The sequence below is a fragment of the Streptomyces xantholiticus genome, assembly GCF_014651015.1.
Classification (GTDB): domain Bacteria; phylum Actinomycetota; class Actinomycetes; order Streptomycetales; family Streptomycetaceae; genus Streptomyces; species Streptomyces xantholiticus.
This window is the reverse complement of record NZ_BMWB01000028.1, coordinates 1-14,079: the sequence shown is the minus strand read 5'-3', so window position 1 is coordinate 14,079 and position 14,079 is coordinate 1. Positions and strand designations below refer to the sequence as shown.

Genomic DNA, 14,079 nt, shown 5'->3' with positions numbered 1-14,079 from the left:
TGGCCCCTGAACCTCGGCGCCCCTGGCTTTCCCTGAGTACCGGCTACTCACTCGGAAGGGCGCGTTCTCTCGGACACTCGTATCGCCGGTACTCAGTGATCTGCGGCAGAACTTCTCGTGATCCCTTCCATTGCCTACTACAGAAGCCAGCCAGCGCATGCATATTTCCTTCCTGCTCCACAACGCCTACGGGATCGGCGGCACGATCCGGACCACGTTCAACCTCGCCGCGGCGCTGACAGAGCAGCACAGTGTCGAGATCGTTTCGGTGTTCCGGCACCGAGAAGCGCCGATGATGGGCGCACCGTCGGGGGTCCGGATGCGTCATCTCGTGGACCTTCGCCAGGACAGTCCTGGCTTCGACGGTGACCACCCGGACTACCGCCGCCGGGCGCGAATCTTCGCCATCGGCGACGGCCGCCACCGGCAGTACAGCCGTCTCACCGACGACAGGATCGGCCAGCATCTGAACTCCCTCGATGCGGATGTCGTGGTCGGCACCCGGCCCGGACTCAACGTGCACATCGCCCGGCAGACACGGCGAGGCCCGGTGCGGGTCGGCCAGGAGCATCTGACCCTGGACAGCCACGGCTACCGGTTGCGACGGGAGCTTGGCAGCCGCTACGCACTGCTGGATGCCATCACCACGGTCACCGAAGCCGACGCCCACGCCTACCGGACCCGGCTGCGGCTTCCCGGCGTCCGCATCGACGCCGTACCCAACAGCGTCCCCACGCCCGCGGTCGCTCCGGCCGACGGGAGCGCGAAGACGATCGTCGCAGCCGGCCGCCTCACCCCGGTCAAGCGCTACGACCTACTGATACGGGCCTTCGCCGAGGTTGCGGCCGCACACCCCGAGTGGCGCCTGCGGATCTACGGAAGCGGCGACGCCACCGGCAACACCCTGAGTGCCCTGAACATGCTGATCAATGAACTCGGCCTCCACGATCATGTGCGCCTGATGGGCGCGGTCAGCCCGCTGGAGCCCGAGCTCGCCCAGGCCTCGATCGCCATCTCCACCTCCCGGCTCGAGTCCTTCGGCATGACCATCGTCGAGGCGATGCGCTGCGGACTGCCCGTCGTCTCCACCGACTGCCCGCACGGGCCCCGCGAGATCATCAGCGACGGCATCGACGGCCGACTCGTACCCACCGGAAACGTGGACGCCATCGCCGACGCCCTGCTCGAGCTGGTCGAGAACGACGACCTGCGCAGGCGCATGGGCCGGGCCGCGCTGACCGCCTCGGCCCGCTTCGACCCAGCCCGCATTGCCGAACGGCATGAGGCGATCTTCGCCGAACTCCTCACCGCCAAGCGCAGCCACTCCTGGAGTGCCGCCCGCGACTCCGTCCTGCGCATTCGAGGCGCCGCGCTCGGCGGGGCACACGCCCTGCGCGATCTGGCCGCCGATCGGATGCGTAAGAACCGAAGGACAGCCAGGCTGGACACCCCCCAGCCGTAACCGCCCGGCGCGCAAGTCACAAGTCGGCCTTTCTTCCCTTCTATTTCCCGGAAGACGAATGAAGATCTCTTTCCTTCTGCATCATGCCTACGGAGTGGGCGGCACTATTCGTACGGTATTCAACCTGGCCGACGCACTGGCTGACCGCCACGACGTGGAGATCGCTTCTGTTTTCCGCTACCGCGAGCGGACCAGGTTCGACCTTCGGTCTCAGATCCGCCTCACGCCCCTCACGGATATGCGCCCTGGTGGCGATACCGAACACCCGCTGCACAGCGAGCCTGCCCGCTCCTATCCGGCCAGCGATGGCCGGTACCTGCAGCACAGCAGGCTGACCGAGGGGCGAATCAAGGAATGGCTGGCCAATACGGATGCCGACATCGTGATCGGCACACGGCCCGGACTCAACGCGCTCCTGGCCCGCTTCACTCCCCCACACATCGTGCGGATCGGGCAAGAACACCTCACTCACAACAGCCATCGGTTCGCCCTGCGCACCCAATTGCGCAACTGCTACCCACAACTCGATGCGCTGGTCACCGTTACCGAGGCAGATGCGGAGATCTACCGCCAAAGCATGCCCCGTCTACGGGTCACTGCCATCCCCAACAGCGTGCCGGCACCGAAAGTTGCACGCTCAAGCGGAACAGAGCCGGTAGTCATAGCCGCAGGACGACTCGTCCCCGGAAAGAGATTCCACCAGCTCGTTGACGCGTTCGCCGACGTGGTCAGCGAACGCCCGGACTGGAGTCTGCGGATATACGGGGATGGCCCGGAACGCAACACCATACAAGAACGCATCACCCATCATGCCTTGCACGATCACGTGATGCTGATGGGAGCCCACACCCCGATGGACGCCCAGTGGGCCAGAGGCTCTCTCGCCGCTGTCAGTTCCAGCGGCGAATCCTTCGGCATGACCATCGTCGAGGCCATGCGCTGCGGACTGCCCGTAATCAGCACCAACTGCCCGCTGGGGCCGGCGGAGATCATTCGCCATGGAAGCGACGGACTTCTGATCCCAGTCAATGACCCAGCAGCAATGACTCACGCTCTCCTGAGCCTGATCAATGACGAACGGAAACGGCGGGTGATGGCCCACGCTGCGAGCAATAACGCACAACGTTTCGATCCGCAACACATATCGGCCCGATACGAAGAGCTCTTCACCGAACTGCGGCGCACTCGAAACTCGGCCCGCCGACATCGCCACAGCAGGCAACTGGTCACCCTCCATACTCACGTGACCTACACCATGACGGAAGGCCTCTTCCGCGCCGCGCGATGTGTCGGAAGGACGATCCGGCGCCGAACAAAGAACTGAGTAGGCAGCCGTGTCCGCTGACGCGGCGTGGAAGCGGACAGGGCCTCCGTTGCGGGCTCTGATACAGAAACCGGCGAACGTGGTGCGTCCGCGCCCCGAGCGCCCGTCCCATCAAGCTGAACGACTGCCCCTCGCGCCGGCGTCTGCGGATCTCGTCCTGCTGAGTCGGCGAAAACTTGTAGTCACGCACCTGTGCCTCCACGACCACGTGATCACCACTGGGTGGTGCGTTGACCGCCTGAGCCCGCCAGGGTTTCTTGAAGGTTGGCTGCGAATGAGCCTCGCCGGTGGGCCGTGTGGGCGGACAGCCGATGCGTGTTCTGTCTGGTTACCGGGGCGGTCGTACAGCCCGGCGTTTCACCGCTGCGGTTCCGCCGAGTTCGTCCAAGAGCCGGACCAGCAGGTCTCGATGCTCCGCCAGGTGCTGCTCGCCGAGGTGGTCGGCCAGTCGCTGATCCAGAGCACTGCGGGCGCGTCGTGCCGCGGCCACGGCCTCCTGGCCGCGAGCGGTCAGCCGGACGCGGCGGATGCGGGCGTCGGCAGCATCGGGCGCGCGCTCGCAGTAGCCGAGGCGTTCGAGCTCTGCTACCGCTTTGGAGGCTCCCTGCTGGGTCATGGCCAAGTGCGCAGCCAGCTCGCCAACCGTGGGCTCATCGTCGATCAGGTGCTGGAAGACATAGCCGTGCGAGAAACGCAGGTCGGCAAAACCCTCCTTGGCCAACTGCTCCTGAACCAGGTTGGCGGCGGCGTGGCCGACAAAGAGGGCGAGCGTTCCGGTGTCCAGTTGCTGTGGGTCGAGCGAGGGTGGCATGGGGCCATACTACACTTGACAACCACGGTTGCACAACTATGGTTGTTCATATGCCACTGCAACAACATCCCAACATCGACACCGCTGTCCGCTACCACCAAGCCGTCTCCGGCTTCGCTACCGGCGAGGAACTCCGCGCGTTCTTCCATCCCGACGCCACCCACCATGAGCTGCCCAACGCGCTCTTTCCCGACGGCAACCTCCGGGACCTGGCAGGCTTGTGCGCTGCTGCCGAAGCGGGCCGCGCCGGACTGGGCATGCAGAGCTTCGAGGTGCTCAATGCCCTTGCCGTGGGCGACCAGGTCGCTCTGGAAGTGCTCTGGGTCGGGACGACTGCCGTTCCTCTGGGCGACCTGCCCGCGGGGCATACCCTGCGCGCCCACATCGCGGTCTTCCTGGAATTTCGCGATGGGAAGATCATCGCTCAGAGGAACTACGACTGCTATGAGCGACTCACCCGCGCCTGACACACTCTTCAATCCCTCACGCAGGCGGCGCTTGCAGTGCGCCGAAAGCGTCCATCTTGGGGCAATGCAGCCGCTTCTGAACCGGTGTCACTCTTGTGGGTAGTCATTACTCTCCTCGCGGAGCCGGACGGGTGTTCCAATTGCATGGAATCCTCGGCACCCGCTGTTGCGGAACCTGGCCGACGCAGCGCGCCTCAATGGGGCAGCCATGAAGCAAAACCCAAACCTCACCGGTCGGTAGATCGGCAACCGAGTCCGAGTTATTCACAAACTCACAGGGAGAGATTTCAATGAAGCGCCTGAAGCGACTCGCGGGAATCTTGTCGGCAACTGCAACAGCGAGTGCAGCGATTGTCGGATTCTCCGCGGCGGAAGCCAGTGCGGCTCAGGTTCAAAGCTGCAGCGCGTGGCAGGCAGTCCCCCACCTGTCGGGGTTCTGGCAGAAGGCATGCCTCGTCAAAGATGGTAGCCACAGCTACGCGTACGGGATCGTGACCAACACGGGAGGCGTCACCAACACCGCCGGCCTTGAGGTGAGGAACAGCGCGGACTTCGGCACCACCGGGCGTACATGCCCTTCCCGCACCGTCGCACCGGGACAGAGCTTCTCCTGCAGCACCCCGTGGACGCTCGACCAGACCCCCGCCTGGGCCGACACTGCGACAAGCACGTATGGGATGTTCTTCACGACGGTGTCGCCGGCGTTCTGAGCGCTGCCGCGACATGCGGCCGTGCTGTGAAGCAATTGGGACTTCTCAGCGAAGCCGCGCCCGGTGTTGTAAGTGCCGAAGACGGATTTGAGCGGTGGCGCCGATACGGCCTGCGCGAGTCCGGCCGGCGCGATCTTGTAGCCGGCGCCGCCGCCTTCGTTTGGCGATCGAACCTCTGGCGGAGCCCTGCGCCCGGCGGTCACCGATATGACGGCTACACCGCCGACGAGATCCAGCGCCCGTGACAAGAGGCCCGGTACAAGACGCTCCACAGCGCTTCCGCAACTCGAATCAAGGTGCAGGAATGCCCGGATCGATGAATAGGGCTGACGAGTAGTTTCTAGAATGGGGATCTCATGAAGAAGCTTATGTCATCTGCTGCTGCTCTCGTGGCTGTGACTGCGGGATTGTTGGTTCCAGGAACCTCGGCTCAGGCGGCCGCCCTCCCGGACTACTACATCGTGGAGGTCACATTTGACGCATTCTCTTCGACGTTCGACGATTGCGAATTCTTCGAGGGCTGCAGTCGGGCCGAGGTCTACGGAACCCTGTCGGCCGGATCTCAGGCCCCCGGCGCCACCAGCGTAAGGCTCAATCGCGCCCTTAACCTCGCGGCGTGGCGCGAAGAAGATCGGGATTGCTCGTACAACGGCACTGATTGGTCCATGGCGCCATGGAACAGCAACAACCAGGACCTGGCCAGTTGCCCCAGGGGGGTTTACTCGGGCACTCAGTACAAGTTCTCGGATACATTCCTCTGCGCAAGCGGCACTTACAAGAGTTGCGATTCAAGCCACCCTCGGATCAAGAACAACAACAAGGTCCAGGTGGCCGTATATGCAGGCGATCAGCTGAAGATCTCCTACAAGTTCATGGACAAGGATAGTTCGTCGAGGGATGACGTGCTGTGTGAGGGTAATCTCTTCATTGGGAATCTCACTCACTCCACACTGCCTGGCCTTTCACTGTCCGACCAATCCTCCTCCAGCGGGGAATCCAACTCCTCATGCACCGTGCATTACCGCCTTGAGACTGTCGGCGCAGTGATTTGACCGTCCCGCGTGAGGAGCACCGACAGCCGACGTTCCTACGAGAAAGAAGTGAAGTCCCCATGCGGAAAGCAGTTTCAGGTGCAGTCATTCTGACCGCTGCGGCGGAACTCATGCTACTGGCCACTCCGGCAAGAGCGGTCGACGGCACCTCCTGTGCCGGTTGGCGCGCATTCGACACCTCTCTCCCGGGGGTGACGGTCAACATGTGCGTCTCCGAACGGACGGAGGCGGCAACCCAGAAGAAGGGCGGGCATGTTCACATCTACAACGGCGGGGCACGCAACGTATTCCTGGGGAGTCAGACAGTCCTGCTGAACCCCTTCGGCGGTGATGCGAACTGTGCGGACGTGACCCTCATCCCCGGGGCCACTCGGACGTGTGCTTCGTTCGAAATGAACGACACGAACGCCGATCTCAACTCCGAGCGCGCGGTCGCCTCCATTCAGTACTGGAATCCGTCCTTTGGGTCGTGGCAATGGAAGGCAGTGGTATCGCCATGGACGTTCTGACACGTAGTGCATTCGGAACGACTGGCACGCCACGGAAATGAAAGGTGCTCGCATGAAAACATTGGCAGCTGCTGCGGTGGCTCTCGGCGTGAGCCATGCAGCCGATCCAAGAACGCAAGCCGAGCGTTCGAGGGGCGTGAGACGGAAGAAGTTGTCGGCCCTGTTCGTCGCAGCGGCTGCGGTGGTGGTGCCCACCGTGCACGCCGACAGCGCCGTAGCGGCGGCAAGTTCATATCGTGTCGAAGTGACTCTGGTGAAGGTGGGATTCTTCCAGCTTGACGATCACTCGTGCTGGACGGGCAGCGGCTATTCCGAATGTGCCGACTTCTACGGTTCGGTATCCGTGCACACCAGTGCCGCAGGAGGGGGGAACGACGGTCAAGGGGTACGCAACATAGGCCGCTGGGGCGGCACCGGGGACTTCGGTAACGCGTGGTCCTCCTCGGGGACAGCGGCCGCCTCCCCGGCGGAGGTGGCCAACCAGGCATGGGCCCCGACTGGTTGGAGCGGTTACCAGTTCGCGGATCGCGGCCTTTGTGTGTCGGCCACCTACGCTCGCTGCGACAGCGCGTACGCCAAGGGCAACAACAAGGTGCTGCTGACGGTCCGGCCGGGAGAATCGGTCGACGTCAACCTTGATGGGCGGGACTACGACTCGGGCTCCGGCGATGACGTCATCTGCCAGATACATCGGTCAACCGGCCCACTGACCTCGTCGCAGTTGGACGGTCTCAACCGCACCATCGACACGGAATCGACAGCGGGGCCCGACGGCGGCTGCTCCTTCATGTACACCGTCAGAAAGCTGTACGACGTCCCATGACCCGAGGCGCGGGAGAACAGGAAGAAGACACCTTCCATGCATCGAACCGGACGTCAGTGTCTCAGCATTGTCCTGCCCGTCGTCACCAGTGGTCTGCCGACACTGGTGCCGTCCAGCCCTGCGCAGGCCGCAACAAGTTGTGGCACTTGGGTCAACGGCAGTTGGGGAGCACCGGCCCAGTTCGCCACCTGCATCGTGGCACGTGCATTCGCGATGCGCTAGCGATCTTGTGAGCGTTGCTTCACGATGAGTGACCCGCAGGCTGATTTCACGGCTGATCGATGGCGTCACATCGTATTTGGTTGCGCTGTGTAAAGCCTTGGCCCGACTATCGGTGCCATGACGTCATGGACCATCGCCCCCGAACCCTTCGACTCCAAAGCGGCGAGGGCTCTTTGGCGGGCGTATTACACGGAGATCAGCGACCGCTGGTACCAACGCGAGTTCGGGCTTCTGAAAGACTACTCGGACGAGTTGGAGCAAGAAATCGTCGCGGCGACCGGTGCGGAATTCGGGCCGCCTTCGGGCACCTTGCTCGTCGCACGGTACGGCGGCGAGGCCGTGGGCTGCGCCGGGGTGCATCTGCTGGAGCCGGGCACGGCCGAAGTGAAGCGGGTCTTTCTGACCAAGGAGGTGCGGGGGAAAGGTGGTGCGGACCTGCTCCTGGAAGCCGTCGAGAAGGCGGCTCTCGACCTGGGAGCGCGGCGACTGGTCCTGGACACTCGGATTGACCTGGTGGAGGCGCGGGCGCTCTATGCGCGCCACGGTTATGTGGAGATCCCTGCGCACAACGACTGCACATTCTCTGACTTGTGGTTCGAAAAGCGGCTGGCGCCTGCATGACGCGCGGTTCAGCACAGTGTGGAGGCGGTAGGCGGTGTTCATCGCCAGTGTGCCACCCGCCGACATGCCGCCGAGCGAGATCCGTGAACTGTCCATGCCGTACTCGTCAGCGTTCTTCTGCACGCCAGTTGGACCCGCTGGCCGCTACGGCGCCCCTACGGCTTCGACACGGCTGTCCCCGAAGGCCGAGCCTTGGATGCGACTCCGGTTGTACAGGCGCCATGCGTCGGATGCGACTCCGGTTGCACACGATTGCGACCCGGGATCGATGCGGCAGCGCGTACCTCGCGCCGAGGATGGCCGGGTGACCGAGATCATCACGGGACTGCACATGTCCTCCCTGGAAATCCTTGCCCTGCTGGGTGCCGTCGCGCTGGTGCCGGCGCGCTGGCTTCCCCCCGCCGCCCGCCCACCCGTCACGATCGCGGCGGGGGCGGTTTTCGTGCTGTCCGCGATCGTGCTGAGCGTGGTGGGGATCCGCTGGCAGATGCTGCCGGTACTGGCAGGCGCTGCCTTCGCGTTGCCGTTCGCCGTATTTCCTCTTCTACGACGAGGTACGGGCCGGCCGACGAGGCGGGCCCGGTGGTGGCCGGCGTTGCCGGGATCGGTGGCCTGCGTCGGCCTGATCGCCGCGGGCCCGGCGGCCGCCTGGGCCTTTCCCGTACCCGTGTTCCCCGAGCCGTCAGGCCACTTCGCGGTGGGCACGCGCGTGATGCAGTGGACCGACCCGCACCGCCCCGAGAACGCCACTCCCGAACGCGGAGACCGGCGCACGGTCGTGGTCCAGCTCTGGTACCCCGCTCAGAAGAGTCCCGCAGGCGCGCAACGTGCCCAGTACCTCGGGCGCACGGAGCACGAGGCGCGCACCGTCTCCGACGCCCTCGCGCGCTACGTCGGCCTGCCCGGCTTCCTGGTCGACGGCGTCCCGCGTGCGCACACCCATTCGGTCTTCAACGCCCCGGTGGCCGGCAGTGGCGGACGGTTCCCGGTCGTGCTCTTCTCTCCCGGGCTGGGGGGAGTGCGCACACAGAACACCGCCTGGGCCGAGGAACTGGCCAGCCACGGCTATGTGGTCGCCGCCCTCGACCACCCCTACGACTCCTCCGCCGTCGTCCTCGCCGACGGCCGAACGCTCAACACCAAGATCGCCTCCACCGGCGACCCGGACGAAGACCAGAAACGGTCCGCCGAAACGTCAGGGATCCGGGCCGCCGACCTCAGCTTCGTCCTCACTCAGCTGGGCCGTCTCGACCGAGGTGAGATCTCGGGCCCGCTGACCGGACGCCTGGACACCGGCCGGGCCGCGGTGACCGGCCACTCCATGGGTGGCGGTGCCGCCCTGCAGGCCGCCCGCCAGGACCGCCGGTTCGATGCCGTCATGGACCTGGACGGCTATCCCCACGACCCCACCCCGCGCTCCTTCCACCAGCCGGCGCTCGCCCTCACCCAAGCCATCACCCAGGAAACCGACCCGGGTTACATACCTCGCCTCAACAAAGTCCTCGAGCTCAACACCGCGACGAGCTACCGGCTCACCATCCCCGGCGCCGCACACCTCACATTCATGGACGCCCCTCTTTACCTGCCGCCGGTGCCCTCGATGGTCGGGTCTCTGGGCCGTACCGAGAGCCCGCGTCTCGTCGCCGCTGTCTCTCTCGCCTTCCTGGACTCCACGCTGCGTCACAGACCGGGCGGCCTGACCGGCGTTCTGTCCACCTACGGCGACCTCAGCGTCCATCGCCCGGGCAGCGGCCGCTGATCGGCTGCGCCGCCACACCGGCCTGGCGCACAGCTCCTGCGGCCCGTGTGCCGGCCTGGACGGGGACGGCACCGAAGATTTCGTATATTCGCCGGGTGGGACGACGTCAGGAGGCTGCCATGGACGTGCAGCAAATGCCATTGCGGTGGCCGCTGGTAGGCAGGGAAAATGAATTGGAGGAATTCACGGGAGCCTGGGCGAAACGGAGCTGCCAGGGGCTTGTGATCTCCGGCCCGGCCGGTGTGGGCAAGTCCCGGCTGGCCGAGGAGTGCCTGGCCCGGGCGGTCCAGGCAGGTTTCGAGGGTGGGCGGGCCACAGCGTCCGCAGTAGCGGCCACAGTGCCCCTGGGGGCGATCGCGCACCTCATTCCAGCCGGTGTGGATCTTTCCGATCCCGTCAAGGGTTTCGCCGAGGTCGCTCGTGCGCTGGCCGGGCCGTCGCGGGCTCGCCGGTGGGCGGTTCTCGTGGATGACTTGCATCTCTTGGACTCGGCCTCGGCGGTGCTGCTGCGGCAGCTGCTGGACGAGGGCGTCGTGCGGCTGATCAGCACGGTGCGCACGGGGGGACCGGTCGGCGAGGCCGTCGAGACACTGTGTCACGGGGACGCGGTGCACCGGATCGACCTTTCGCCGTTCGGCCCAAAGCAGCTGGAGGCGGTGATGCAGGCCGCTCTCGGGGCGGTGGTTGGGCGGCGCACCCTGCACGAGCTGCATACCGCATCCGGCGGCATTGCGCTGTACCTGCGGGAGTTGGTGCTGGGCGCCCTGGCCGCGGGGACGCTGGTCAGTGATGGGGAGATCTGGGAACTGGACAAGGGATGGCTGGTCAGTACGCCTCGGCTGGCCACACTGATCGGGGCCCGGTTGGCCGCGGCGGACACTCGAGCCCGTCAGGTACTGGACCTGCTGGCTCTGTGCGAGCCGGTGTCGCTGACCGACGCCCAGCGGCTCGCCTCGGCGGACGTGCTGGCCGGCCTTGAAGAAACGGGACTGGTCCAGGTCATGGCCGACCGGCGCCGCACCACCATGCAACTCGCGCACCCCCTGTACGGGGAGGTGCTGCGGGCAGGCATCCCGACCGTTCGCCGACGCGACCTGTTGCTGCAACAGGTCGAGCAGCTCCAGTCCCATGGTGGCAGGCGCCGGGACGACGCGCTGCATATCGCCACCTGGCAACTGGCCGCCACCGGCACCGCCGACCCGGACATGCTGGTCCAGGCTGCCACCCTGGCGCGCTACGCCCGCGACTACCCGCACGTTGTCACACTGCTGCAGGCGCTGCCGAACGAGCACCACACCACCGAGAGCCGTGTCCTGCTCGGGGAGTCCCATTTTGAGCTGGGGGACTTCGCCAAGGCCGAGGACGCATTCGCTCAAGCCGAGGCTCTCGCGGCAGACGAGGGCCAACGCCTGGCAGTAGTGATGGAGCGGACCCAGAGCTTGTTCTGGTCAGCGGCTCGCACCGAAGAGGCCCTCGCGGTCAACACCGCAGCGCTGGCGGAGGCCAGGGATCCGATGGTACGGAAGATCTTGGCGGTCAATGAGAGTTGCATGCGGATTTGGAACGACTCCCCCACTCGCGGACTGGAGGTGTTGCGTGACATCGAGGACATGCCGGACCCACGCGTGCGGCTGTTCGGGCTGGCGTTGAAGTCGGCAGCCCTGCTGGCAGTGGGGCGGGCAACGGAGGCTGCGGAGCTGTCCGAGCAGGCGTATGTGCAGCACCGGACGGCAGCCGACAAAGTCGTCATCCAGACAGCAGCCTTCCAACTGGTGTACGCCGCCTATGCCTGGTGCGGTGCCGGACGCCTGGACCGTGCGCAGCAGGCTGCCGACCGGGCCTACACAGCCGCTGTGCACGAGCACGCACCGTTGCCTCAGGCGTGGGCGGCTTTTGCGCTGGCACAGAGCACCTGGCTGGCCGGTCGCTCTGCTGATGCCCGCCGCTGGTTCGCCGAAGCCCTTGCCCGGGGCCGCAACCACCGGTTGCCACTGGGCCTGCGACTCGCTGCCTCCGGCCTGGCCGCCGCCTGCGCTGTTTCGGGTGACATCGACGCCGCCGAGGCAACCCTGGCGGAGATCGACAACTACCCGCCTCATACGGGCTATTGGGAGGGGCACGAGCGTCTCGGGGAGGCCTGGCTGCTTGCCGCGCGGGGCCAGTTGACGCAGGCCAGGACGGTTCTCAGCGAGGCAGCCCGCTCGGCCCGGGCACGGGGCCATGTGAGTGCCGAGGGGACGCTGTTGACCGATGTCGCTCGGCTGGGAGGCGCCAGGGACGTGGCCGACCGGCTCGCGGAGCTGGCCGAGGTCTGCGACGGGGGCTTCGCTCCGGCTCGTGCTCATCTGGCTGCTGCTCTGGCCGCAGACGATCCCGACCGGCTCCTGGCCGCAGCCGGCGAGCTGGAGCAGATCGGCGCGGTCCTTCTGGCCGCGGAGGCAGCCACCGTGGCCGCCGCTGCCTGGCGGCGGACAGGTCAGGCTCGCCGGGCGGCCGCCGCTGCCCAGCAGGCCCAGGCATATGCAGCGCGCTGCCAGGGCTCCCGTACCCCGCTGCTGACCACCACTGAGGCCACCGCCGCACTCACTGCCCGAGAACGCGAGGTCGTACTCCTCGCCGCCGTCGGCACCTCGAGCAGAGACATCGCCACCGCCCTCCACCTGTCAGTACGCACCATTGACAACCACCTCCAGCACGCCTACGTCAAGCTCGGCGTTACCACTCGCCGTGAACTCGCCGACGCACTCGGCACGAATTCCAACCCACCACCGTCGCGCGCGACCGAGCTGGACCACTGACCTGTAGCGCTCGTGGGGGCGGGTACTTCGGGCTGATGCCACGCTTTAGATGGCAACCCCTGTCCGGTGGATTACAGGCCGCCGCGCGCAAGCGTGGGACGCCGAACCTCCGCCAACCAGTGTGAACCAGGAGAAGTTCGAGGGACGGGTGCATGTCGTCACGTATCTAATGACGGACCCACAGGCGTTGGGACTGGTGGAGCCCGGCGAAAGTCCGCTCGATTCCGGATGCCCCCTGACATCGGCCGGGCAGGCGGGGAAGGACAGTGACGCCCGCGGTCAGCAAGTAACCGGTATAGTTCCCCTATAGGGGTTACTACGCAGAGAGGGCAACATGGAGTTCTCCCTCATCGACTACGCAAGGGGCGCGGCGGTCGCGACCGAGCTGGTCTGCACATCGCCCACCGTGCAGACGACCACCGGAGAGGCGCTGCCGGACACCGACGCGCTGACAGTCTTTCTGAGCAGACACGGCCTTCGGCCTGACGCTGTGACGGACGGACAGCCGCCGACCGGCGAAGACCTCTCCCAGGTGCACCTGCTGCGCCGGGAGCTGCGCGCGATCATGGAGACCGTCACGGCCGAGGAGGCCGTCGCCGGCGCGGCCGTGCTGGTCGGACGCGCCGGCCGGGGGCCGGTACTGCGACGCGATGACGAAGGCCAGTGGCAGTGGTACCTGGCGACCGCGGCGGGCGCACCGCTCGCCGATGAGCTGGCGGCGTTCTTGGCCGTCGGCCTCCTCGGCGTTGTCCGCACGCTCGGTCACGAGCGTTTCCGAAACTGCGCCGCCCCCGGCTGCCGCGGCGTGTTCGCCGACACCACCCGGGCTGGACGCCGCCGCTACTGCATGCCCGACCGGTGCGGCAACCGATTGAAAGTCGCCCGCCACCGCAGCCGGCAGCGGGCCGGGAATGGGGCCCGATGAGCAACGCACCACTGCCGGGCGCCCTCCAGCTCCCGGACGGCTCCTGGGTCCGCGGCCGCGGCCTGCGCCACCCACGACCGGCCGGACCCGTGCCCGACTTCGCCCTCTACCTGGGATCCAGCCGACTGCGCCGCCGCCACGAGATGGGGCTGGAGTGGGAGTGCGCCTGGATCGAGTGGCCAGACTTTCTGCTGCCGCGCGACCGCGACCTGGCCGTACGGCATATCCACGCCCTGCACGAGCGGGCACGGGCGGGCGCGGCCGTCGAAGTCGCCTGCGGGGGCGGCGTCGGCCGCACCGGAACCGTCATAGCCTGCCTGGCCATCCTGGCGGGGGTGTCGTCGGCGGACGCTGTTGCGTGGACGCGCAGGCACCATCACCACCGGGCCGTCGAAACACTGTGGCAACGCCGTTGGGTGGCCCGGTTCCCGGCCGACTGACGTCACAGCACGCGGGGGGTGCCTCTATGTCCTTCGTCAAGGCGCCCCTGTCGGGTTTGGGGTGGTTGGGGTTATGCGGCGAGTTCGATGTCGTCGGGTGTGCGGGGTTCGTAGAAGGTGCCGTCGCGGAGCATGGCGAACAGGACGCTGATGCGG

The 14,079-nt window shown here is 66.3% G+C and carries 13 protein-coding genes; 11 read left to right on the top strand and 2 right to left on the bottom strand.

Annotated features, from left to right (window positions below; translation table 11 throughout):
• Positions 1 to 157 precede the first annotated feature (157 nt).
• Both IE198_RS29710 and IE198_RS29705 read left to right on the top strand, forming a co-directional pair.
• Positions 158 to 1,462, top strand: a complete 1,305-nt coding sequence (locus IE198_RS29710; RefSeq protein WP_189892168.1) for a glycosyltransferase family 4 protein — start codon at positions 158 to 160, stop codon at positions 1,460 to 1,462.
• Between the two features lie 58 nt (positions 1,463 to 1,520).
• Complete coding sequence (locus tag IE198_RS29705; RefSeq protein ID WP_189892166.1) at positions 1,521 to 2,786, top strand: glycosyltransferase family 4 protein; 1,266 nt, start codon at positions 1,521 to 1,523, stop codon at positions 2,784 to 2,786.
• Between the two features lie 328 nt (positions 2,787 to 3,114).
• On the opposite strand, the gene IE198_RS29700 is transcribed toward IE198_RS29705, so the two are convergent.
• Positions 3,115 to 3,597, bottom strand: a complete 483-nt coding sequence (locus tag IE198_RS29700; protein ID WP_189892164.1) for a MarR family winged helix-turn-helix transcriptional regulator — start codon at positions 3,595 to 3,597, stop codon at positions 3,115 to 3,117.
• Between the two features lie 50 nt (positions 3,598 to 3,647).
• On the opposite strand from IE198_RS29700, the gene IE198_RS29695 reads away from it, so the two are divergent.
• Positions 3,648 to 4,064, top strand: coding sequence for a nuclear transport factor 2 family protein (locus tag IE198_RS29695; RefSeq protein ID WP_229834464.1), 417 nt, complete (start codon positions 3,648 to 3,650; stop codon positions 4,062 to 4,064).
• Positions 4,065 to 4,539: 475 nt separating this feature from the next.
• Here IE198_RS29695 and IE198_RS29690 read toward each other — a convergent pair whose 3' ends face one another.
• A complete protein-coding gene (locus IE198_RS29690) occupies positions 4,540 to 5,046 on the bottom strand; it encodes a hypothetical protein (RefSeq protein WP_189892160.1) in 507 nt (168 codons plus the stop codon).
• Positions 5,047 to 5,130: 84 nt separating this feature from the next.
• On the opposite strand from IE198_RS29690, the gene IE198_RS29685 reads away from it, so the two are divergent.
• The 8 genes from IE198_RS29685 (at position 5,131) to IE198_RS29645 (ending at position 13,923) form a co-directional block, all read left to right on the top strand.
• Complete coding sequence (locus IE198_RS29685; RefSeq protein WP_189892158.1) at positions 5,131 to 5,826, top strand: hypothetical protein; 696 nt, start codon at positions 5,131 to 5,133, stop codon at positions 5,824 to 5,826.
• 59 nt (positions 5,827 to 5,885) lie between these two features.
• Entirely contained in the window at positions 5,886 to 6,335 is a 450-nt protein-coding gene (locus tag IE198_RS29680; protein WP_189892156.1) for a hypothetical protein, read from the top strand.
• 52 nt (positions 6,336 to 6,387) lie between these two features.
• Positions 6,388 to 7,158: a hypothetical protein gene (locus IE198_RS29675; protein ID WP_189892154.1), complete on the top strand. Its 771-nt coding sequence runs from the start codon at positions 6,388 to 6,390 to the stop codon at positions 7,156 to 7,158.
• 339 nt (positions 7,159 to 7,497) lie between these two features.
• Positions 7,498 to 8,001, top strand: a complete 504-nt coding sequence (locus tag IE198_RS29670) for a GNAT family N-acetyltransferase (RefSeq protein ID WP_189892151.1) — start codon at positions 7,498 to 7,500, stop codon at positions 7,999 to 8,001.
• Positions 8,002 to 8,269: 268 nt separating this feature from the next.
• On the top strand, positions 8,270 to 9,760 hold the full coding sequence (locus tag IE198_RS29660; protein WP_189892149.1) for an alpha/beta hydrolase family protein: 1,491 nt from the start codon (positions 8,270 to 8,272) through the stop codon (positions 9,758 to 9,760).
• A gap of 119 nt (positions 9,761 to 9,879) precedes the next feature.
• On the top strand, positions 9,880 to 12,558 hold the full coding sequence (locus IE198_RS29655) for a LuxR C-terminal-related transcriptional regulator (protein WP_308426870.1): 2,679 nt from the start codon (positions 9,880 to 9,882) through the stop codon (positions 12,556 to 12,558).
• Positions 12,559 to 12,892: 334 nt separating this feature from the next.
• Positions 12,893 to 13,483: a CGNR zinc finger domain-containing protein gene (locus IE198_RS29650; protein WP_189892147.1), complete on the top strand. Its 591-nt coding sequence runs from the start codon at positions 12,893 to 12,895 to the stop codon at positions 13,481 to 13,483.
• On the top strand, positions 13,480 to 13,923 hold the full coding sequence (locus tag IE198_RS29645; protein WP_189892145.1) for a phosphatase domain-containing protein: 444 nt from the start codon (positions 13,480 to 13,482) through the stop codon (positions 13,921 to 13,923). The genes IE198_RS29650 and IE198_RS29645 overlap by 4 nt, the downstream gene beginning before the upstream one ends.
• Positions 13,924 to 14,079: the final 156 nt, after the last annotated feature.

Bases quoted from the DNA above. Each gene is read 5' to 3' on its own strand.
- IE198_RS29685 (WP_189892158.1), top strand. From the start codon at position 5,131: ATGAAGAAGCTTATGTCATCTGCTGCTGCTCTCGTGGCTGTGACTGCG.
- IE198_RS29650 (WP_189892147.1), top strand. From the start codon at position 12,893: ATGGAGTTCTCCCTCATCGACTACGCAAGGGGCGCGGCGGTCGCGACC.
- IE198_RS29670 (WP_189892151.1), top strand. From the start codon at position 7,498: ATGACGTCATGGACCATCGCCCCCGAACCCTTCGACTCCAAAGCGGCG.
- IE198_RS29695 (WP_229834464.1), top strand. From the start codon at position 3,648: ATGCCACTGCAACAACATCCCAACATCGACACCGCTGTCCGCTACCAC.
- IE198_RS29660 (WP_189892149.1), top strand. From the start codon at position 8,270: ATGCGGCAGCGCGTACCTCGCGCCGAGGATGGCCGGGTGACCGAGATC.
- IE198_RS29700 (WP_189892164.1), bottom strand. From the start codon at position 3,597: ATGCCACCCTCGCTCGACCCACAGCAACTGGACACCGGAACGCTCGCC.
- IE198_RS29710 (WP_189892168.1), top strand. From the start codon at position 158: ATGCATATTTCCTTCCTGCTCCACAACGCCTACGGGATCGGCGGCACG.
- IE198_RS29675 (WP_189892154.1), top strand. From the start codon at position 6,388: ATGAAAACATTGGCAGCTGCTGCGGTGGCTCTCGGCGTGAGCCATGCA.
- IE198_RS29655 (WP_308426870.1), top strand. From the start codon at position 9,880: ATGGACGTGCAGCAAATGCCATTGCGGTGGCCGCTGGTAGGCAGGGAA.
- IE198_RS29680 (WP_189892156.1), top strand. From the start codon at position 5,886: ATGCGGAAAGCAGTTTCAGGTGCAGTCATTCTGACCGCTGCGGCGGAA.
- IE198_RS29705 (WP_189892166.1), top strand. From the start codon at position 1,521: ATGAAGATCTCTTTCCTTCTGCATCATGCCTACGGAGTGGGCGGCACT.
- IE198_RS29645 (WP_189892145.1), top strand. From the start codon at position 13,480: ATGAGCAACGCACCACTGCCGGGCGCCCTCCAGCTCCCGGACGGCTCC.